Origin of the sequence: Achromobacter spanius (assembly GCF_002812705.1) — a bacterium.
Taxonomy (GTDB): Bacteria; Pseudomonadota; Gammaproteobacteria; order Burkholderiales; family Burkholderiaceae_B; genus Achromobacter; species Achromobacter spanius.
In genome coordinates this window covers 4,776,623-4,795,689 of sequence record NZ_CP025030.1, presented here as the reverse complement: position 1 = coordinate 4,795,689, position 19,067 = coordinate 4,776,623, and the positions used below count along the sequence as shown (strand labels likewise).

The window sequence follows — 19,067 nt, the reverse complement described above, 5'->3', positions numbered from 1 at the left end:
ATCAATGCTTACTTGGGAAGTTGAGGCCCGCCGTATACTTAGAGCGGAGCTTGCGCGCGCCGGCGTCGGATACAAGACTCTTGCTGTCCGGCTGGCTGCGCTCGGCATCGAAGAAAGTGAAGCCAACCTCTCTAACAAGATCGCACGCGGCAAGTTTTCCTTCGTGTTCTTTTTGCAGTGTATGAAGGCGATCGGGGTCGAATCTGTGGATATCGACACGAAAGTCGACTCCGCTGTTCTCGATAAGAACTAGCCAGGCGGCATGCCGTAGCGAAATTGAGGCGCCTTATCGGTAGTCGCCGGAGCTATACCTTGGACACCCTTGTTCAAAAGGTATGCTCATGTTCAAGAAGACAGTTCTCTCCCTCTCGTGCGCCGCAGCCTTGGTTGCTGGTGTAGCACCTGCGTTCGCCGCTTCCAGTTTTTTCCTTGTGGTGCCCATCCCTACCGCTGCCAAAGCGCCCGTGGAGTCTGCAATCACTGTGTCCCTGGCTGGTGCCACGCTGCCCAAGGCAAAGCTCGGCAAGGCTTATAGCGAGAGCTTGCGCACGTATCTGTCGGTCACGGGTGATGCGACGTTTGATCCCTCGGTCGCAAGTTGGCACTTGGCTAATGGATCTCTGCCCGCGGGCCTGGCGCTTGGTGTTGACGGCACCATCACGGGGACTCCGTCGGCGCTCACGAGCGATTCAGGCTCGAGCTTCGAGGTGGTGGCGACCTACAAGAGCAAGAGCGGCCAGCAGGTCTATACGATCCGCGTTGGCAGCGCGGTGTTGAACGCGGTGCAGATCAGCATGGGCCACAATCATGCATGTGCCGTGACCACGGAAGGGGCTGCGAAGTGCTGGGGTTCGAATGCCAGCGGACAGCTCGGGGACGGCACCAATGGCTTTCGTAGCCTGACGCCAGTGCAGGTGGTAGGGCTGGAATCCGGGGTGACGGCGATTTCGGCAGGAGCGATGACGGCGTACTCGCATACCTGCGCTATTCAAGCCGGCGCGTTGAAGTGCTGGGGCCAAAACGCTCAAGGTCAGCTGGGCGATGGTACAACCACTGATCGTAGGACACCCGCGGTTGTGTCGGGTCTCGGGTCAGGGGTGACAGCGGTCTCCACGGGTTACACCACGAACTGCGCTCTCCAGTCGGGAGGTGTCAAGTGCTGGGGGATCAACGAATACGGGCAGGTTGGTGACGGGACCAATGAGAACCGCACGACTCCGGTCGCTGTGGCTGGGATGGGGTCAGGTGTGACCTATCTGGCGTCTGCCGGCGGAACCCACAACTGCGCAATCCAAGCCGGCGCTTTGAAATGTTGGGGACGCAATTCGTATGGTCAACTTGGCGATGGCACGAACACCCACCGCAATACGCCGGTAGGCGTCATTGGGCTGGGATCGGGTGTAATTTCCGTGGTTGGCGGTACCTCGCATACTTGCTCATTGCAGACCTTTCAGAATTCGGGCCAAGGCGTTCTATGCTGGGGAGCCAACAGTGTGGGACAACTGGGCGATGCCTTTATGGTTGACACAGCCTCCGAGCCGACCCCGGTCATCGGTCTAATGGCAGGAGTGACCGCCCTCTCGGGAACCGCCAATCACAACTGCGCAATCCAAGCGGGGGCTCTGAAATGCTGGGGCTCCAACAGTTCTGGACAGTTGGGAGATGGCTCGACGGTGAATTCGGCGACTCCCTGGGCTGTGCCTGGGTTGAGTTCTGGCGTGACCGCCGTGGCGGCGGGGCAGGCATCCACGTGCGTATTGCAGAACTCGGAAGCCAAGTGCTGGGGAGCAAACAACTGGGGCCAGCTTGGCACTGGCTACATCACAACGTCAATGGTGCCCGTGAACGTCGCGGAGTGATAGGCGGAGTTATGGATATCGCTCGAGCGGCAATAGCACTTTGTCCTGAATGCTACTAATCAGCTCTGCGTGTATTGATTTAGTACCGACCACAACGACTAAAATGGGCGTTGAGTCAGGGCGTTGAAGTATCAGCTTTCTCCATTCGCGCCGGTCGACGATTGATGGAGTAGGTACCCTCTGCGGATGAGTGTGCCACTCTCCAAGATAGTCGATCTGCTTTTCGCCCTGGCGCCAAGCTTGTTCAGCAAGTTCTGCATGCCCATCAGCTTCACGCACAAAGGAAAATGCTGAGCGGTTGTCTTTATGACTTGGTTCGGTTGCAAGCGTGACCTCCAGATGCTTGCCGCGCCGGCGCCCTAAAAGAATGCCTCCGCCCTCCGGTTGCCAAAAGAACCGCTGCCGATAATGTTTGAAAATCCTGAGAACATCTGGTGCAAAAACCACCAGGTTTCGTTGATCCGTGGTGGACCATTCAGTTACGAATGGCATGCTGCACACGTGGGTTGCCTCACTGGATCTCCATCTGGTGCTGCTTGACTGAATCCGTGTCGAGTCACTCGGGTACGCAGCCGTGGGCTAGATTGGTTCGCCACCCAACTGGTTGCCATTTCGATCGCTAGGCAAGCGGCCTGAACCGAGACGCTGGCAGGGAAAGGTACGTACAAGCTTTCGCATCCGTGCCCCGCCAACTCAGTAGGCACTGGCTCGTTCACTACGGGATAAAGCGAGGCTCGATGGGTGTCGGAAAGGCAGCGAGTACATGCTGCTTGAGTAGTGTCCCGAAACAGTGCTCGTACTGCGACTCCGGGACCATCAACCCAAACCGACAAAGTCGGGACAAAATTCCCCGAATCAGTGGCCGTACGTGTGAGGTAGTGACCTAAGGCCTCTTCTCCGGTTGCATTGATGATCAAATCGAAGGAGTTCAAGTCGGCTTCCTCCGCTTTCACGGGTAAGCTTCGTACCTTGGCTGTCGGAGCTGCGAGGGAAAGCTCTTCTTTAAGCGCATTGGACTTGTACTGCAGTGCCCGATTTAGGCCTAAACGGTGTCTGCCGACATTTTGAGGGAGCAGGATATCTGGATCAATGAGAGCCAAGTCTCCATCATTCAGGCCGGCGCCAGCCTTTACAAGCAATTCCGCCAGGAAGCCTCCTATGGTTCCGCACCCAATAAGGGCGACACGCTTGCCGGCGAGAGTCGGACTCTCTGGCACGTTGCGTTCGGCGACGTATTTGTCGTCCATTCTGATCGAAATCATTGGATACACTTTCGAGGAATAGAGCTTTACTCTTGGATCTTGCCGTGATCGATTGACCTGATCATCAACGGTTTCGAAATCCGTCCAGAAAGCGTACTGTGTAAGTGGCGAATCTATGACGCACAGTGATGCGTTTCGCCTGGAGGCAATCGATTGAAGCAGTCGGCGTTCTATGTTGCGCTTTGCCGACGGATCAAGCAGTCCCTGCCATTTCAATAGCGCAGCTACCGTTGAAGGGGGCCACACACCTTGTGACGGTTTTGGTTTGGCGGAAGTGCTTACCCTGAAAGCAGCTCCCTTCAGTACTTCTCGCTCTTGGAGCGACATGGCCTGAAGCTTCTCTCGAGTTAGGGTTACATCGTTTGTGACAAATACGACGCTTGTTCCAGCATTGCCGCGCTTGGCAAACAGGATGTCGAGTGCCCCAGGATCGCCGGGGTAGATGTCGAGAAAGCAGAGATCACCGTGCCAGAACGCGAAGAACTCGTCCTCTAGGCCCTGATCCATCTTGCCTCTCAACGAAAGATCCAAGATTTCTTCGGCCCGATCAATGCAGCCCAGCGCCTGGCCAGCGATGTCAAAAATATCCAGTGCGACGCTCCCTTGAGCGGCGTAACAGATTTGGCCGTTAGCGCCGACATGGGCCAAAACATTCGGTGTTCCCAGTGGCAGCTCTACACCAATCCTAGGAAGATCCACCCCAGTCGGATCAACAGCTACATGCGCTGCATGAGTGGCGCCTGCTGCTGTCAATGCGCCCTTGAACGCTAGCCAATCGCCCGCATCCCGTCCTATGTAGGTGAACCCTCGCGATTTCATCGCGCGGGTGAGCTTAGAAAGCTGTGTCTCGTCGTTCATCAGCCTGCCTGCGTACGTCCTACGAGTGGCGTTGAAACGATTGCTGCCGGAGTGGCTTGGACCACTGCTGTAGCGGAGCTTACTTTGACGCGCTCAGGAGTATTCGGGAACCTTGGCCCGAACTGCTCACGTGCCCAGATAAGCGCCTGGCTTGGCGAGCTGGCATGAATCGCGCCTCGCAGCGACTTCTCAAGCTGCTCCAGCTTTTGGGCGGCATCCTCAACTCCAGGCGCTCCGAGGCGATCCGTTAGCGACTCATTGGGGTCTGTCGGGCAAAGAACGCCTTGTCGCAGGGCCCTTGGCAGGTTATCAAGCAGGTCGAGCAAGGCAAGGTCGTCTCTGCGATCACGAGACTCGAATAAAGGAGCCGCCGCAGCCATAAGAAGGATCGATGAAGGGCCACCCTGCACCCACTGCCAGTCCCTAAAAGACTTGAGATAGCGAACAACTCTGCGGAACTGCTCGCCGTGTCGATCTACCTCGCCGAGGAACCACCGTTTTACTGGTCGTGGGTCAGACTTAAACCAGTCGTCTTCCCGGTGAGCGAGGAGCACCTGGTCGTGAGGTAGTTCTGTCCAAGCGTCGCGCTCGGCCCGTCTCAGTTCAAAACCGGGGCGATTCATAAGAGGTCGGTGTGTACGCCCACAAGTAGGCCCGATGCGTCTTGCCCGCGCCCGGCTTGAGCATCTGCACCGGCGTCTCGTCGGCATGCAGCACGGATTTGCCCAGCACTTCGGCCTTGAGCGCATCGACCAGCGGCTGCAACCGCAGCCCGCACACGCCGACCCACTCGCCCAGCGTCGAGCGCGGCAGCGCCAGGCCGGCGCGCGCAAAGATGCCTTCCTGGCGGTATAGCGGCAAGTGATCAGCGAACTTGGCCACCAGCACCTGCGCCAGAAGGCCCGCCGTCGGGATGCCCTTGTCGATGACCTGCGCGGGGACCGGCGCCTGCGTGAGCGTCTCGCAGTGCTCGCACACCCACTTGCCACGGATGTGACGTTCGACCGTAAAGACGCCCGGCAGATAGTCCAGCTTCTCACTGACGTCCTCGCCGATGCGTTTCAAGCCGCAGCCGCAGCGGCACGTCGTGGACGCCGGTTCGTGGTGGATGTCGGTGCGCGGCAACTCGGCCGGCAGCCGCATGCGACGCGGCGCTTGCGACGGCGCAGGCTTGGTGGCGATCGCTTCGCGCAGCGCGTTCACTTCCGCTTCGATAGCCGCCATGTCGGCATCCATCGTCTCTTCCAGAAGGCTTGCCTGCGCCGGGTTCAGTTGCTCGCTGCGCTTGCCGTAGCGCCAGCGCTTGTATAGCGCCAGCTCCTGCATGAGCTGGTCGATGTGCGTCTGTTTGAAGTGCAGTACGCGATCCCGCTCGGCAACCACCGCATCGTGCGCCGCTATCTGGGCGTCACGCGCGGCCACCTCGCCCATCAGGCGTTCGGCCAAGGCGCGCAGTTGCTGCGCGTCGAGGTGGTCCAGGGATGCGTTACTCATGGCCGCCAGTATGCCGCAGGGCTCCCCGCGGCGGTATTGGCGTCTTGCCGGATTGTCGGGCGCTACAACACCGAGATCACGCCTGCCGCACCCACATGCTGCCAGGGCAGGCCCAGCACCAGCGCCTGCCACTGCTCACTGTCGACCGCGATGTGGGGGCCACGCAGCGCATCGGCCCACACGAACTTGCCGCGGTTCAGCCGGCGCGCGGCCAGCCACACGCCGATTCCGTCATGTACCAGCACCTTCATGCGGTTGGCGCGCCGGTTTGCGAAGCAATAGGCATGGTGCGGACGTGCCGAACCAAACACGGCCACCACCCGGGCCAGTGCCGTCTCGGTGCCGGCGCGCATGTCCAGCGGCTCGGTGGCCAGCCAGATCGCATCGACACGGATCACCGCAGCCACTCGCGTAGCCACGCCACACATGCGCCCGCTTCACTCACGGGCCATTGCACCGTCGCTTGCGCGGGGCCGCGCGACAAGCGAATCTCGATGTGACGGCCTGACGAGGGCACCGCAGGCAACGCGACCGGCACGAACGCCGGCGCTACAGGGGCCTGCCGTTCGGCCTGGCGAATCCACTTATGCACCAGGTTCGCGTTCACGCCGTGCGACAGCGCCACGCCGGCAATAGATGTTCCTGGCTGACTGCACTGGGCCACAATCTGGGCCTTCAGCGTCTTCGGATACGACCGGCGCTTAGGCACCGGTGCTAACTCTGTCTTCGACATGGTGTCCACCTAAAAGTGGTGGACACTATCGAGCACAACGCACGCGCTCAATATGTGTTCGCCGGGCGCTTACAAGCCGTTGTCACCTACGGCGATTGAACAATGGCTGCGTGCGTCCGATTTCTGTCGCCGTGTACCGCCTTATGACACTGGTGTATCGAACTCAGCGACCTAACCGCGGATGGTCAATGCATTAAAGCGCGGTGTAAAAGAGTTTTCGGCGCCGGTTCAAGAGCGTGCAACCCGGCTGCTCGCAGCAACCGGGCGCATGACGGGATGCGTTAGTTTTTGGCGCCGGAAATATCGACGACCTCTTTCCACTTTTGCGATTCGTCTTTGAGGAAAGCCGGGATCTCCGATTGGGGCATGTTCATCGGGACCAGACCGAAGCCCAACAGACGTTCCTGCATGTTTTTATCCTGCATGACGGCAGCAACCTCCGTCTCCAGGCGCTTTTTGACGTCAGCGGGCACCCCGGCGGGTGCCATGAGCAGGATCCAGCCTTGCATGCTGAAATCTTTCAAGCCTTGTTCGGCGAGGGTGGGCACGTCGGGCAGCGTGGGGATGCGTTGCGCAGAGGTCACTCCAATAGGTTTGACGCGCTTGCCGTCCAGGGCCGCACTGAAAACCGGTACGTTATCGGACATGAAATTGACCTGACCACCGATGAGGTCCGCAAGGCTTTGCATGCCGCCTTTGTAGGGAATATGTTGGCCTTGAATCCCGGCATCATGCAGAAACTTCGAGATCACTAGGTGAGGTGTCGTGCCGACTCCGGGTGTTCCATAGGTCAAGGGGTTGCCGCTTTTTTTCGTCTGTTCGATTAGCCCGTTGATCGTGTCGTAGGGTTCGTCGGTACGCACCACCATGACTTGCGGCGCCCAGGCTACCGCAGCGATGGGCTCGAGATCTTTGAGCGGATCGTAGGTCATGGAATCTGGACGCAGCCACGGGCCGATCGACAGAGGGCCTGTTGATCCCATGGCCAAGGTGTAGCCGTCCGCGGGCTGTTTGGCGGCGAAACCCGTGCCGATCGTGCCGCCTGCACCAACTTTATTCTCGACAACGACTGCCTGCCCCAAACGGGGCGCCAGCAATTCGGCTAGCAAACGCATTGAGACATCGGAAGAGTTGCCAGGTGGGAATGGCACTACGATCTTGACCGGCCGTTCTGGCCACGCCGCGTGCGCGACGGTAGCCATTAAAGCCAGATAACCCGCGGCAATACCGGTAGCAATAAGCTTGCAGAGTCTCATGCGTTTTCCCCTTATAGAGCGCTTGTTAAGCTTGTTCTAAAACGTATTTGCTGGCGCCTGACAGGTCGCCGAGGCGCTCGCCGCCACGCATCCGTTCGCCGTTCGAGTTGCCGCGAGCTTGTTTTTCCAGCGCCATTCTGGAGACTTCCGCGACTTCATCGGGAGGCAGCACGAGCACGCCGTTTTCGTCTGCCAGGATGATGTCGCCGGCGTTGACAACCGCCCCGCCGCAGGCCACTGGTTTGTTCAGTTGGCCGCCGATGTTGTAGATGCGAGTGGTGATGGGTGAAACGCCGCGCGCCCATACGGGGAAGTTGTAGGCCTCGAGTTCAGATGGGTCGGTGCACATGCCGTCGATGATTGCACCCTGTGCGCCGGCGAGCACGGCGCCTAGTGCTACGCCACCGCCCAAACACGCGTGTTTCTGGTCGCCGAGGCGATCGATGACCAGAATGTCCCCGGGACGTAGCAGGCTCAAGGAGTGATGCAGCAAGGTCGAGTCTTGTCCCGGCAGGGACAAGGTCACTGCTGTGCCGATGATTTTGCGCGAGTGGTTGATCGGCTTGATATCGGGGGCCATAAAGCCCCAGTGACGAAAGTGCCCGACAGTCGCTGTTTCGACCTCGGAAAGCAGGTCGACGTATTTCGAGTCCAGCGGGGCTGGCATAGGATTGAGATCAAACTTTTTCACTGCAGCACCTTGTGTTTGGCTAAGGGAATTTGCTTGCGAACTTGATTGATCAGCCCTGTATCCAGGCGCGCGGTGACGAAGCCGTCGCCGTCGGAGCATTTGGCAATCACGTGGCCCCAGGGATCGACGATCATCGAGTGGCCGTAGGTGTATCGCGTCTCGCCATTCTGGGTGAACGGGCCGTGCGAGCCGCAGGCCACGACATAGGACTGCGTCTCGATGGCGCGAGCGCGGCATAGCACTTCCCAGTGATCTTTGCCGGTTTGCAATGTGAATGCCGCAGGCAAAACAATGACATTGGCGCCCATGCCGGCTAAGCGTTGGAACAGCTCCGGAAACCGCAGGTCATAGCAAATCGCAAGGCCCAGGCGGAAGTCACCTACGTCTACCGTGCTGACTTCCGAGCCTGCCGCGACGGCGTCAGATTCTCCATACCGAAGGCCGTCGGGTGTGAAGATGTCGAACATGTGAATCTTGCGATAGCGCGCGATTTCTTTGCCGTGCGGGTCGAAGACCACGGTTGTGTTGTACACGCGGTCTTCTCCGGGAACTTTTTCATAGAAGCTGCCCGAATGCACGTAGATGCCGTATTCGGTGGCCATGCGTGCGCACAGCCGGTAGGCGGGACCATCGGCGTGCGCTTCGCCAGCCGCGACCTTGTCGGCTACGCTGCCGCCTGCCCAGTCAAAGTGTTCGGGAAAGACGACCATGTCCGGCGCGTCTTGCATGACGGCGGCACGCGTCAGCCGCTCCGCCAGGGCAAGGTTGGCCGCCTTGTCGGAAACGGAGTTCATCTGGATTACGGATATTTTCATTAGAGGTTCTCTTTATTGCCACGCGATCCGCTTGTCGACGGATTCGCAAAAAGTTGCCGCGACGTCGCGCGCCAGGGCGGCGACTGCTCTGGCTAGGCCTTGGCCTTGATCGCGCAGGAAGACGGCCTGGTAGTTCACCGAAACGAAGGGGTGTTTTAGTTTGATCGGGACAAGGTCGCCCGTCGCAAGCTCTCGCAGGACGATGGCTTCCGGGACCGCTGCCACACCGATTCCCGAGGTGGCAAGCTGCAGATTGGTCGGAACGGCTTGAGAGACATGAATGATCTGAGGCCGGATGCCGCAGCCTTCAAAGTATCTGTCGAGCCGAGCCTGGGATCGGGTGCCGGGCGGATATCCGATGATGGGATATCTGGCGAGGTCCTCTGGCATGGCGTCGATTAAGTCGATGCCGAGCTTCGGACTGGCTACGAAGATCATCGCGAAGGAACACAGCGGTACCAATTCGAAACGCTCATGCACGGCTTCATTGTCCGCGCCCAGCACGAGATCGACGCGCCCGATCTCCAGTTCCTTCAGCAATTTTTCGGTCAATTCGGTTTTGAGACTGATCGAGATGCCGGGGTAGTCTCTACGCAACGTGTCGACGAGACCGGGAAGAATGGTCGGGATCAAGGTGCTCGTCATGCCGATACGCAACGAGCCGGACAGTTTGCTCGAGTCCAGCATGGAAGCGCGCAGCGATTGGTGAGCGCTGACAATGCGCTGGGCATGTTCCAGGAACGTGATCCCTGCGGAGGTCGGTTCGAAGCCGTCGCCTCCGCGAGTGAAAAGGCAAGCGCCAAGATCCTGCTCGAGGTTGGCGATTCGGCTGGAGACAGCGGCCTGGGTCAAGCAGAGCTTTTCCGCAGTCGCTTTGATGCTCTTTAGCTTCGCCAGCCAAAGTGCCGTTTCAAGAAATCGAATATTCATTTAGCATCGCCGACGATATGCCTGCGCTCGACCGTGCCATGATGGGCAGTTCGCCCTCCAGCGTGGTTCTGTGCATGGTCCTGACGTACTTCGTGTCGTCGAAGCCGGTCGCGCAGTGTTGGGTGCAGCGATTATCCCAAAGCACGGCGTCGCCGATGTTCCATTTATGCGTGTAAATGAACTGAGGTTGTCTGGCGAAGTCCTGGAGGAATTTGACCAATGCCTGCCCTTCGTCCTCAGGTAACCCTTCGACATCGCAGGCCCAGCGGCCGATGTAGAGCGAGGTGCGGCCGCTGACCGGGTGCTTGCGCGCCAACGGATGGTAGACATCCGGACGGGCGAGTTTCTCTTCGTCAGTGAGCGGCGCCATCAAGGGATAGTGGGTAGCGTGTAAATCGATGCGGCTATAACGCGCGCGCCGTCCGGCGATGAGTGTCTTGATACGCTGGGGCAGTGCTTCGTACGCGGCATACATATCGACGAACAGCGTGTCGCCGCGCTCGGGCGGAACCTGCCGTGCGTAGAGAAAAGAGCCGGTATTGGGGATGGCTTTGTCTTCGCCGTCCGTGTGAAAGCCTTCGCCGGCGCGGCGCAGGCCGGCGTCGCCTTCCGCATTGCCCGCAACCGGCTTGGATGGATCGGCTTTGCTGGCGTTCGAGACGACGAACACCTCCGGATAACCATCCAGATTAAATTTCAGGGGCGTCATGATATGCAGCTCGCCAAGACGCCGGCTGAATGCGATATGTTCGGCGGGCGTCATGTCCACGCCTCGGAAACATAAAATCGAATGATCCGTCCAGGCACGCACGAGCTCATTCAGCTCATCGTCCGTCATTTTCAAGCCGGCCGGGCAGTCCGTGACCTCCGCGCCAAACCCTGTGCTATTGGGTGTTATCTTCACGATCGAGCCTCCAGATAAGTGAGGACGATGATGAGATAAGCGGGATACCCTGACAACATTAAAATTTTTGGGTTCGGCTTAACTTTTTTTGTAGAGCAATCACCCGCGCATGCCTGGTGGCTGTAGCAGTATGCTGACCAAACCGTGTGGGACATGATTCGCAGCGAATTCCAGGCGACACCACATACCATCGGGCAGCACCATGGCGCGTGTGAGTCGCTTGCAAAGCAGCTCATCACTTCTTTACCGAGCCATGCGGCCAATGCTATGTCTCCACTGCTTCAAGGAGCCCATCCATGAACACGGTTGTTGCGTCGCATGCTATTCCGTCTTGGCTTGGGAACCAGTGGGGGGATCTGGTGAGCGATTGAATGTAGGAGCTCTCGTCCAGTACGATGGAACAGTGTTGGCCCGACCGCTGATTCGTGAGGAAGTACTGCGCTGCATGTACGGATCAGCAGGCGAGGGCGCATTCCAGATGATTCTCACTACGCTTAAAGCTGTTGAGGGGGTGGCGAAGCAATTCGGTTTTGCGGCGGCTCGTGAGTCTGTGCCTCTCGCTTCGTTCAGCTTCACCGAGGCTCGTGTGACGCGGGCAGACGATGAGCATGATCTGCTAAGACAGATCGTGCTTATGCATTTCAGCCTCAGTGTGATCGCAGAGGAGCCTGGGGCGTCTGCCGATGACTCACCTACTCCCGAGCGCGAGGTTAATCAACAGTGGACCACCAAGATCAAAGAGGCCATTCAGGTGCAGCGTCCAGATCTCCAGGTGTGCTTCAACCGGGAGCTCGTTCTTGTGGATGGCAGTGCGCCGGTGAAGTTTCCGATTCTCACGCCACGACTGGTCGCGCAGTTTGGCCTTTTGAAGGAAAACTCACAAAGCCAGGGTATGGAAGATGCACGAGTCAAGATGTGGAAGTTGTCGCTCGCTCGCGACAGGAATTCGAATCTTTCCGCGGCGATGGTGGTGGGGATGCCACCACTTGACAGTGTGACGCTGAGTGATCGTGTTCGGGATCGCTTTGTTACCAACATCGGTGATCTTACTCGCGAAGCCGAGAAGTACAATGTTGGCTTGCAAACTGCTCAGTCCGTTGCTGAGGCAGCGGCGTATGTGATCGAGTTAGCCTGAGCCACGACCTTCAGGAAAGATGCGGAGTCGTTTTGTCACAGTAGGAAAATCTAAAAAATTGGGACAAAACGACCAAAAGCGTCCGATTTCAGGTTTTTAAGGCATTGATTTTGAAAGTTGCGAATCTAAGTTGAAATGGGATCCTACAGCTTTCAATAACCAGCCAACCCCTGTAGACGTAGTCGGCCTGACCTCGGGTGTGGCGAGCGTCGCAGCAGGGAGCAATCACACCTGCGCGGTGACCACTACAGGTGGGTTGAAGTGCTGGGGGTATGACGCCCAAGGCCAACTAGGCAATGATGCTGCGTTGACCAGTCAGCCAATTCCGGTGGACGTGTTCGGTCTGACATCGGGCGTGGCGAGTGTGGCTGCGAGGGGACAGTACACCTGTGCGGTGACTACAGGTGGTGGTCTCAAGTGCTGGGGTGAAGATAGCTTTGGTCAGTTGGGCGATGACGCTGCGTTGACGAACCAGCCCACGCCGGTGGACGTGCTGGGGCTTATATCAGGTGTGGTGAGTGTCTCAGCTGGAGGCAGCCACACCTGCGCGGTGACCACGGCAGGGGGCCTCAAGTGCTGGGGGCGTGACATCAGCGGGCAGCTGGGCAATGATGCAGCGCTGACGGATCAGCCCACGCCGGTGGATGTGCTCGGCTTGACCTCAGGGGTAGCAAGCGTGTCTGCCGGAGGCAACCACACCTGCGCGGTGACCAGCACAGGCGGGGTCAAGTGCTGGGGGTGGGACAACTACGGCCAGCTGGGCAATGACGCTGCTTTGACGAGCCAGCCAACGCAGGTGGACGTAGCCCCCTGAGAAATCAAGGGCTCGCGCTAAACTTAGGCACCCAGGTCTGAAGAAGCAATAGCCCTGCCTTCGGGCTGGCGCCCTTCGGTGGCGACGCACAGAGACCTCCACCTGGATTCGCATCTTCGGGCTTTTTGCTTCTCACGGTGCGACGCCGTCTCCGGCTATACATGGGCCTCATCGCCTCTTAGCAGCAGGCTGCCTCCTCAGTACCTGCACAGTCGAGGGATTGGCTTGCTCCAGCTCCGACATATCAACCTCGCAGCCATACAGCTTATGCAGCCCGAGCACCACCGCGCAGGATCGGGAAAAGCCTCCCTCGCAATGCACCACGACCGATGAGATCGATGGTGGGAGCCGTTCAATGAAGCCCCGAATCTGCTGGGCATGGGCCTGGGTGAAAGCGGCATGGATTTTCTCTTTCGCTCTGGCCGACAGCCGGGATTCAGGAAGTCAACGTCCGCAAAGCTCAGCCGCAAAAGATACTCAAATCCGCCGACAGCTGCTGGAGGACGCTCTGGCGCAGTGATCGAAATAACCGCCACTGATGGCAGGCGTGGCAGCTGTTCGGCATCTGCTCTAGGGAGGGCAAACGCTTGTCTGGAACCGGTAGATGGTTTGTACAAGCTCCCGATCACATCTTTAAGTCGTTTCTTCATTCTGGCTCAGCACATCTGGGTTCGGTGTCGCGCAGTTCTTCGATGCCGGATGGCCCGAACATCCAGATCAGCTCCATTAGCAATGGGTCGGCGTCAGCACCGGGTCGCATCGCCCCGAGGCCTTCCTTGAGCAGAGCCTCACGAAATTCCGGGTCGGTCTGGAAGCGCGTCCGTACCGTGTCTTTGAAGTCGCGTGTCAGAGCCATTGCTCGCTTGGCCTCATCCGCGGCCCCATCAACCTAATGCCCAAACCTGACCACATAGCTCATCTCCAAACATCAATGGAAAAAGCGTACCCATCTTTGCCTTGAGGAGCAAGAAAGTCTCTATGGATCAATGGCTTAGTGTTGCAATGAAAATCGATCTGTCCACTTGCTGAGGCTTCCTTGCAACGGTTGAGTCTGACCGCACCCTGATTTCTCAGCCATCAGCGTTCTCAGGCTGTCGGTAAATACGATCAGCTCAACCCAGATCCTCAATCCCGTTTCCAGCTTACCCGATGAACTTGGATCTTCTCCCCGTCATTCGAGAAGTGATACTCCGCAATCCGGCATGAGGGCGGTGTGTCGTCGGCTTTTAATTTATCGAGCGCTTCGAACAGTCCCTTTCGGAAGTTGCTGAATCGGGATTCATAGCCGGACATTTCGTGGAGCTTTTTCACGCTGAGCCAGAGCGGGCCTTGGTGGGTTGCATAGAAACTCGCTAGCCATCCTTGGAGCCCGCTGTAATCCATCGCCTTTCGTTCCAGCGCCGTCCAAGCTCCCGGCCCGAAAAGCTCGGCAACAGATTCACTGACCCGCAACCAGAGCCGATCGCTACCCAGGGGAGCAGATGCGATTGCCGACGCCCCATCACCTTGCTCACTGTCTTCGAATGAAACCGAGAGGAATTTTGGCACCTCGAGATTGAGACGATCTCGCCGAATTCGTAGCTGGGCAAAGCTCAGTCGTAGCAGGCTTGCAAGGATTGAGCCGTGCAGCCTCACGCTGTACGAGCGGCCCATCCGCTTAGCAAACTCGTAGAAGGTAGTCCCGACATGCTTGTTCTCGGTCTCAGGAGAAAGCGGACGCTCGCGGTAGTAGTCCAGGCAGGTCGCATAGACGATACGGTCGAACTGGCAAAGCTCATACCCATTCAGTGTCACGGTGACGTTGTTGAATGACGCGATTGTCTTGTTGACGACCAGCAGAGATGTATCGCCGGATAGCACCTGGTCGTTCAGCGTTGGCACTTTGCGACTGCTGGAGAACAGGGCGCAGCGCAATAAAGCATTTGGCAGCACTTGCGCTACATCGGAGAGCGTTGGCAGGTAGGTTTCTGCGCCGCGTCGGGTCGCCTGCCGGCATCGCGCTGAAGTGAGTTCGTCCCGTGTAGCGTTCGACGGCAGTATCTTGACGGGCTCTTCTTGCTTCTTGATCTTCAGCTCACTGGTGTGAGCAAGGGACGATAGCGTGTTCGAGGCTTCGAGCAATTCTTCGCGCGCACCAGGGGTCGCCTTTAGGGCGGCGCGTGCTGTGGCTTCAGCAAGGGCTCGAAGCTTATCGGCGCGGGAGAGGTTCGTCAGTTCAGCCATTCTTTCCCTCAGCCTGGTTCATACGCACAAAGCTCTCCATTAGGGAGCGCAGAACCTCCGACGCGTTAAAGCCAAGCTGATGGCACGTGCCATGAAAGCTGCTATGCAGATCCCGAGGAACCCGGGCAACGAATTGGACTGTGGTGGGGGAGTGGCGAGATGCGCTCTTCTTGTTTGGCTCGGTGCTGCTCATAAGGATTCGGTAGGACAACGGGAATTGATGTGTATATACACATCAGGGCGTCCATGAGACCGAGTCAGTCAACTCAGGATAGTTCCGAACATCGATTTCAGAGGGAGGCTCAGAGGGAAACGCTGCCCAAACGACTTGTACGCCACAGTACCAAAACTTGTACTCCGCAGCACTGCGACTTGTACTCCGCAGCACCAAAACTTGTACTCCACAGCACGCCGGGCTGATAGACATCCAAAAAAGCCATTAAATTGCTAGGAGATTTGATGTGTATATACACAGCCATAGACATGGTAGACCTCTGTAGCCTGTATAGCCCCTCAGTCGATGGAGCCCCTCAAGCTTGAGAAAATTCGCCAGCGTTGAGGCATCCAGCAACCCGAGGCATTGCAACCCGATCTGGGGTTGAGGCGCTCATTGGGCACGGATGCTCGATTTCTGCACCCAGGGCCGAGGTGGGTGCGGGCGTGGCATCGACCGGTCCTGACGGGGCGCAGGAGCCAACTTCAGGATAGGGCTGCGGCCGCTGGCCGCCTGGGTGCCACTACAAGACACGAGCGCTTTTCGCCGAGACAGCACCTGGAGAATGCCGGGTACAAGCCGACCGCAAAATCCTCGACCCATCAACAATCCGATATTCGGACACGTCATCTGATGCTTCGCAAACCTATACAAGAATGGCGGCGGCACTCTCGCTGCCTTTCTTTTGGCTCGCAGCGTCGTAGGCATATTGATTCATTTTTGAGGACACATTCGATCGTGACGCTGCTCTTCACGGAGCAGATCGGTGTCCTCAATCCCCCAAGCAGAAGTCGCTCAAAAACGACTTCACGGTCAGTTCTTTACGACGACCAACCCATTCAATGTTGATCCCTTCCATAAGTGGCTGAAAGCCATTCCGTGTTTGGAAGAGATGGTCCTGCTTGAGCCATTTGCAGGCGCGAACAATATCGTTTGCATGATCCAGGATCTCGGCTACAACAATCAATGGTCCTGCTTCGACATCCAGCCAGCTGGCGAGGAGTTGAATGCGTCCGGCGTATTGGTTCAGCAGCGTGACTCACTGCAAAACTATCCCCTTGGCTACCAAGTGGCGATAACCAATCCCCCATACCTCGCAAAGAACTCAGCGACGAGGCGAGGTCTTCCGTTTTCCGGAGATAAGTACGACGATCTGTACAAGGTGTCTCTTGACACCATGCTCCAACATACGCCCTATGTCGCTGCAATTATTCCTGAGTCGTTTTTGACGCAAGGTCTTTTTCACAGCCGACTTCATGCCGTCATCTCTCTGACTTGCAAGATGTTTGAGGATACCGAGGTACCGGTCTGCCTTGCTCTATTTGTCCCTTCTGAAGAAAAAAGCGATCCAGCTGACTTCCAGATATTTGCGGAAAATCGGCTGCTGGGCACCTACAGCGATCTAAAAAAGCACATTGAGACCTTCGTCGGTCTTGGAATTCCATGGCGGTTCAATGACCCACATGGTCTGATCGGGCTACATGCAGTCGATAGCCAAAGCGGTCCATCGATCCGATTTGTTCTGGGGGCCGAGATCCCACCCTCGAACGTCAAGGAAAGTAGCCGAAGCATTACCCGAATTGGTGGAGACATTCCACCCAGCCAAGTGGTCAAGATTATTGCAGAGGCTAATTGCCTTTTGACCACGCGACGCGAAAAAACCAAAGATACCTTCATGACGGCCTTTAAAGGGCTACGTAAGGACGGTCGCTATCGTCGCCGCCTAGACTTTTCCCAGGCGCGCGAAATTCTTAACCTTGCAGCACGAAATGTGGGGACAATGTGATCACTCCTCCTGACTACGAGTTGGCAGAAAAGCAGGCACGCCTGGAGAATGCTGAAAAGTTGCGCGCCAATTTAAACGCGCCAGATGTTATGCACAAAATCCAGAATTGGGCTGTGCGGTATGGCTTGGAGCCCGAGTTTGTTCGGTTTAAGGTGCTAACCGACGACACCTTTGCGCTGCACTTTGTCAAAGACCCGGCAAAGCAATCGATTCATCAGAAAATTGCTGCTACGCACATCAAGAATAAGGTGCCGTACGTCGAAGACTTTGACACGCCACCTTCCGGCGGTGCGAACGCCAAGTATGTCGTCAGGGGGCTGGTTGTCGAGGGAAGCACGCTTCACGCTGCCACCAATGATCACGGCAAGTCGATCGACTTTGCGTGGTCTTACTCCCAAAACGGAAAGGTGCTGCGAGCATTTGCGACCCATAAGTACACCCGGGACGAAGGCGGGGCGCAGGACAATCAATTTTCTGATGTGAAGCGCTTTTTGCGCGAAGCCCAGGCTTGCCGTGATCCAAATACGCTCTTCCTTGCGATTTGCGATGGAAGCTACTACCAGCGTCCTCATGACGGACGGCCTTCACGGCTCCAGGCTCTTGCCGAAGACTTTCCTGGCCAACGTAATGCTGTGTGCTCGTTAGCAGATCTTCCCAATATCTGGGTGGCGGCAGTCAAGGTGTGGCAGGGTCAGCTTGCGTGAGGTGGCCCATCGGTCGTCCTTCCAGTGGCTGGGCACAATCATGAAACCGTAAGTCAGAGTTCAATGCAGCTGCGATGCCTTGCTAAGATGATCGACCATGAACCAGAAAAAGCGACATCACTTCGTTCCCAAGGCATACCTCAACTCCTTCAAGGATGTCTCTGGGCGGATTCTTGTTTATCGAAAAGACAAGGTTGCCGATCCTTTGAGTGTTGCCCCAGACGCTACGCAATTTAGGCGGTATTACTACAGCCAGCCTAAGCCAGGCGGAGGCGTCGACAACAACGCATTGGAAGACCTGTTTTCGACACTAGAGAGTGGGTGGCCGGAAGTCGTGGAAAAACTTCATCCGCGCGATAGTGTGAACGATCACCTGGAGCTGATCTTTCAGTTCATAGCGTTGCAGCGGGTTCGAGTTCCCGCCGCGCGAGATCTTGCAGAGGCCATCTATGCGGCTACGGTAAGGGGGACGATGAATCATCTGGCGAGAGCTGGCAAACTACCGCCTCCTCCAGCCGAGTACCCAGATCTCTTGGATAGGGTTACGATATCCATCGATCCCCATCAAAGCATTCATGCTATGGCGTGGATGATGAAAGGCATGGAGACTCATTTTGATCGTATCGGGCTTGTTGCGATTCACAATGCGACGGGACTCCCTTTTCTTACCAGCGATAATCCGGTGGTTTGGTATGACGGTTCCATGGCTTTTGAGCGCCAGGCGCCATACACGATCAAGCCCGGCGGACCATTCATCCTTCAGTTTCCTGTCAGTCCGACCCTCGTGCTGATCGGCAGCCCAGAGCACAAGAAAAGCTTCGATGCCCAAGGGTTGCTGTATGGAGAGGCCCCCGACCAGGGCTGGGTGCATTACGTAAACGCCCAGACTTGTCGATTTGCCTATGAGGCAGTAATCGCACAACAACCCGGCCAGGAAGCTTTGATTGAACAGTTTGCAAACGTGGCCCCTGTTCACAAGTCCGTCATGTTGCCAACCGCTACTGGCGAAGCAGTAGTCATGCAACAGGCTTTTGGTCCACGTCCGCAAAAGCCTAAGTGGCAAGGTGGCGACTGACCGTCAAGTTGCATTGTTAAAAAAACAAGATGCCGCCTTCTAAGGCGGCATTTCTGCGTCAGAGGCCTGAAGATTCGTGCCCGGGGCCGCAGAATCCTTGTTTACATGGAAAGTATGTGGCCTTCCTGTAGGAAATGTACTACATTTGCAGTACATGGAATTGAGGACTCACTGATGAAACGGTTAAAGGATGAAACCTTGTCGATTAGGACGTCGAGCGACATCAAGCGTCTCTTGCGTGCCGCGGCGGACAGGGAGCACCGGTCAATCGCATCGATGATCGAGGTCTTGGTCCTTGCCTACGCGGAGACGCA

The 19,067-nt window shown here is 57.3% G+C and carries 19 protein-coding genes and 1 pseudogene; 7 read left to right on the top strand and 13 right to left on the bottom strand.

Annotation, left to right across the window (positions count from 1 at the left end; translation table 11 throughout):
• The first annotated feature begins 4 nt into the window (after positions 1–4).
• Positions 5–253, top strand: a complete 249-nt coding sequence (locus tag CVS48_RS21590) for a DUF6471 domain-containing protein (protein WP_100856222.1) — start codon at positions 5–7, stop codon at positions 251–253.
• A gap of 88 nt (positions 254–341) precedes the next feature.
• A complete protein-coding gene (locus CVS48_RS21585) occupies positions 342–1,859 on the top strand; it encodes an RCC1 domain-containing protein (protein ID WP_242001201.1) in 1,518 nt (505 codons plus the stop codon).
• A 9-nt stretch (positions 1,860–1,868) separates the two neighbouring features.
• Here the strand turns inward: CVS48_RS21585 and CVS48_RS21580 are convergent, their stop codons facing one another.
• The 11 genes and pseudogenes from CVS48_RS21580 to CVS48_RS21530 form a co-directional block, all read right to left on the bottom strand.
• Positions 1,869–2,351, bottom strand: coding sequence for a Mov34/MPN/PAD-1 family protein (locus CVS48_RS21580; RefSeq protein ID WP_100856220.1), 483 nt, complete (start codon positions 2,349–2,351; stop codon positions 1,869–1,871).
• Complete coding sequence (locus tag CVS48_RS21575; RefSeq protein ID WP_100856219.1) at positions 2,339–3,979, bottom strand: ThiF family adenylyltransferase; 1,641 nt, start codon at positions 3,977–3,979, stop codon at positions 2,339–2,341. The genes CVS48_RS21580 and CVS48_RS21575 overlap by 13 nt, the downstream gene beginning before the upstream one ends.
• The gene (locus CVS48_RS29795; RefSeq protein WP_272868272.1) at positions 3,979–4,602 is read right to left on the bottom strand and encodes a CBASS cGAMP synthase; all 624 of its coding nucleotides are present in this window, start codon (positions 4,600–4,602) and stop codon (positions 3,979–3,981) included. The genes CVS48_RS21575 and CVS48_RS29795 overlap by 1 nt, the downstream gene beginning before the upstream one ends.
• A pseudogene (gene tnpC, locus CVS48_RS21565) lies at positions 4,595–5,473 on the bottom strand (IS66 family transposase); the annotation flags it as partial. The pseudogene tnpC and the gene CVS48_RS29795, both read right to left, overlap by 8 nt.
• 62 nt (positions 5,474–5,535) lie before the next feature.
• Positions 5,536–5,892, bottom strand: coding sequence for an IS66 family insertion sequence element accessory protein TnpB (tnpB, locus tag CVS48_RS21560; RefSeq protein WP_157814473.1), 357 nt, complete (start codon positions 5,890–5,892; stop codon positions 5,536–5,538).
• Entirely contained in the window at positions 5,868–6,206 is a 339-nt protein-coding gene (gene tnpA / locus CVS48_RS21555; RefSeq protein ID WP_223283290.1) for an IS66-like element accessory protein TnpA, read from the bottom strand. Before tnpA ends, tnpB begins: the two co-directional genes overlap by 25 nt.
• A gap of 281 nt (positions 6,207–6,487) precedes the next feature.
• Positions 6,488–7,462, bottom strand: coding sequence for a Bug family tripartite tricarboxylate transporter substrate binding protein (locus CVS48_RS21550; protein WP_039883320.1), 975 nt, complete (start codon positions 7,460–7,462; stop codon positions 6,488–6,490).
• Positions 7,463–7,487: 25 nt separating this feature from the next.
• Positions 7,488–8,153: an RraA family protein gene (locus tag CVS48_RS21545; protein WP_197723143.1), complete on the bottom strand. Its 666-nt coding sequence runs from the start codon at positions 8,151–8,153 to the stop codon at positions 7,488–7,490.
• Entirely contained in the window at positions 8,150–8,968 is an 819-nt protein-coding gene (locus CVS48_RS21540; protein ID WP_006220099.1) for a carbon-nitrogen hydrolase family protein, read from the bottom strand. Before CVS48_RS21540 ends, CVS48_RS21545 begins: the two co-directional genes overlap by 4 nt.
• A 12-nt stretch (positions 8,969–8,980) precedes the next feature.
• Complete coding sequence (locus tag CVS48_RS21535; protein WP_006220098.1) at positions 8,981–9,898, bottom strand: LysR family transcriptional regulator; 918 nt, start codon at positions 9,896–9,898, stop codon at positions 8,981–8,983.
• Positions 9,879–10,802, bottom strand: coding sequence for a TauD/TfdA dioxygenase family protein (locus CVS48_RS21530; RefSeq protein WP_006220097.1), 924 nt, complete (start codon positions 10,800–10,802; stop codon positions 9,879–9,881). The genes CVS48_RS21535 and CVS48_RS21530 overlap by 20 nt, the downstream gene beginning before the upstream one ends.
• 406 nt (positions 10,803–11,208) lie before the next feature.
• On the opposite strand from CVS48_RS21530, the gene CVS48_RS21525 reads away from it, so the two are divergent.
• Complete coding sequence (locus CVS48_RS21525; protein ID WP_126376305.1) at positions 11,209–11,937, top strand: hypothetical protein; 729 nt, start codon at positions 11,209–11,211, stop codon at positions 11,935–11,937.
• A gap of 130 nt (positions 11,938–12,067) precedes the next feature.
• Positions 12,068–12,751, top strand: a complete 684-nt coding sequence (locus CVS48_RS21520; RefSeq protein ID WP_437340538.1) for an RCC1 domain-containing protein — start codon at positions 12,068–12,070, stop codon at positions 12,749–12,751.
• 646 nt (positions 12,752–13,397) lie between these two features.
• On the opposite strand, the gene CVS48_RS21510 is transcribed toward CVS48_RS21520, so the two are convergent.
• Both CVS48_RS21510 and trfA read right to left on the bottom strand, forming a co-directional pair.
• The gene (locus tag CVS48_RS21510) at positions 13,398–13,607 is read right to left on the bottom strand and encodes a hypothetical protein (protein WP_006220093.1); all 210 of its coding nucleotides are present in this window, start codon (positions 13,605–13,607) and stop codon (positions 13,398–13,400) included.
• A gap of 269 nt (positions 13,608–13,876) precedes the next feature.
• The gene (trfA, locus tag CVS48_RS21505) at positions 13,877–14,974 is read right to left on the bottom strand and encodes a plasmid replication initiator TrfA (protein ID WP_100856215.1); all 1,098 of its coding nucleotides are present in this window, start codon (positions 14,972–14,974) and stop codon (positions 13,877–13,879) included.
• A 980-nt stretch (positions 14,975–15,954) separates the two neighbouring features.
• Between trfA and CVS48_RS21500 the strand changes: the two genes are divergently transcribed.
• The 3 genes from CVS48_RS21500 (at position 15,955) to CVS48_RS21490 (ending at position 18,753) form a co-directional block, all read left to right on the top strand.
• A complete protein-coding gene (locus CVS48_RS21500) occupies positions 15,955–16,974 on the top strand; it encodes a DNA methyltransferase family protein (protein WP_126376308.1) in 1,020 nt (339 codons plus the stop codon).
• On the top strand, positions 16,971–17,678 hold the full coding sequence (locus CVS48_RS21495; RefSeq protein WP_006220090.1) for a hypothetical protein: 708 nt from the start codon (positions 16,971–16,973) through the stop codon (positions 17,676–17,678). The genes CVS48_RS21500 and CVS48_RS21495 overlap by 4 nt, the downstream gene beginning before the upstream one ends.
• A gap of 97 nt (positions 17,679–17,775) precedes the next feature.
• The gene (locus CVS48_RS21490; RefSeq protein WP_006220089.1) at positions 17,776–18,753 is read left to right on the top strand and encodes a DUF4238 domain-containing protein; all 978 of its coding nucleotides are present in this window, start codon (positions 17,776–17,778) and stop codon (positions 18,751–18,753) included.
• Positions 18,754–19,067: the final 314 nt, after the last annotated feature.

Coding starts and splice junctions, on each gene's coding strand:
- CVS48_RS21550 (WP_039883320.1), bottom strand. CDS start 7,462: ATGAGACTCTGCAAGCTTATTGCTACCGGTATTGCCGCGGGTTATCTG.
- CVS48_RS21575 (WP_100856219.1), bottom strand. CDS start 3,979: ATGAACGACGAGACACAGCTTTCTAAGCTCACCCGCGCGATGAAATCG.
- CVS48_RS21585 (WP_242001201.1), top strand. CDS start 342: ATGTTCAAGAAGACAGTTCTCTCCCTCTCGTGCGCCGCAGCCTTGGTT.
- CVS48_RS21535 (WP_006220098.1), bottom strand. CDS start 9,898: ATGAATATTCGATTTCTTGAAACGGCACTTTGGCTGGCGAAGCTAAAG.
- CVS48_RS21540 (WP_006220099.1), bottom strand. CDS start 8,968: ATGAAAATATCCGTAATCCAGATGAACTCCGTTTCCGACAAGGCGGCC.
- CVS48_RS29795 (WP_272868272.1), bottom strand. CDS start 4,602: ATGAATCGCCCCGGTTTTGAACTGAGACGGGCCGAGCGCGACGCTTGG.
- CVS48_RS21590 (WP_100856222.1), top strand. CDS start 5: ATGCTTACTTGGGAAGTTGAGGCCCGCCGTATACTTAGAGCGGAGCTT.
- CVS48_RS21580 (WP_100856220.1), bottom strand. CDS start 2,351: ATGCCATTCGTAACTGAATGGTCCACCACGGATCAACGAAACCTGGTG.
- CVS48_RS21490 (WP_006220089.1), top strand. CDS start 17,776: ATGAACCAGAAAAAGCGACATCACTTCGTTCCCAAGGCATACCTCAAC.
- trfA (WP_100856215.1), bottom strand. CDS start 14,974: ATGGCTGAACTGACGAACCTCTCCCGCGCCGATAAGCTTCGAGCCCTT.
- tnpA (WP_223283290.1), bottom strand. CDS start 6,206: ATGTCGAAGACAGAGTTAGCACCGGTGCCTAAGCGCCGGTCGTATCCG.
- CVS48_RS21510 (WP_006220093.1), bottom strand. CDS start 13,607: ATGGCTCTGACACGCGACTTCAAAGACACGGTACGGACGCGCTTCCAG.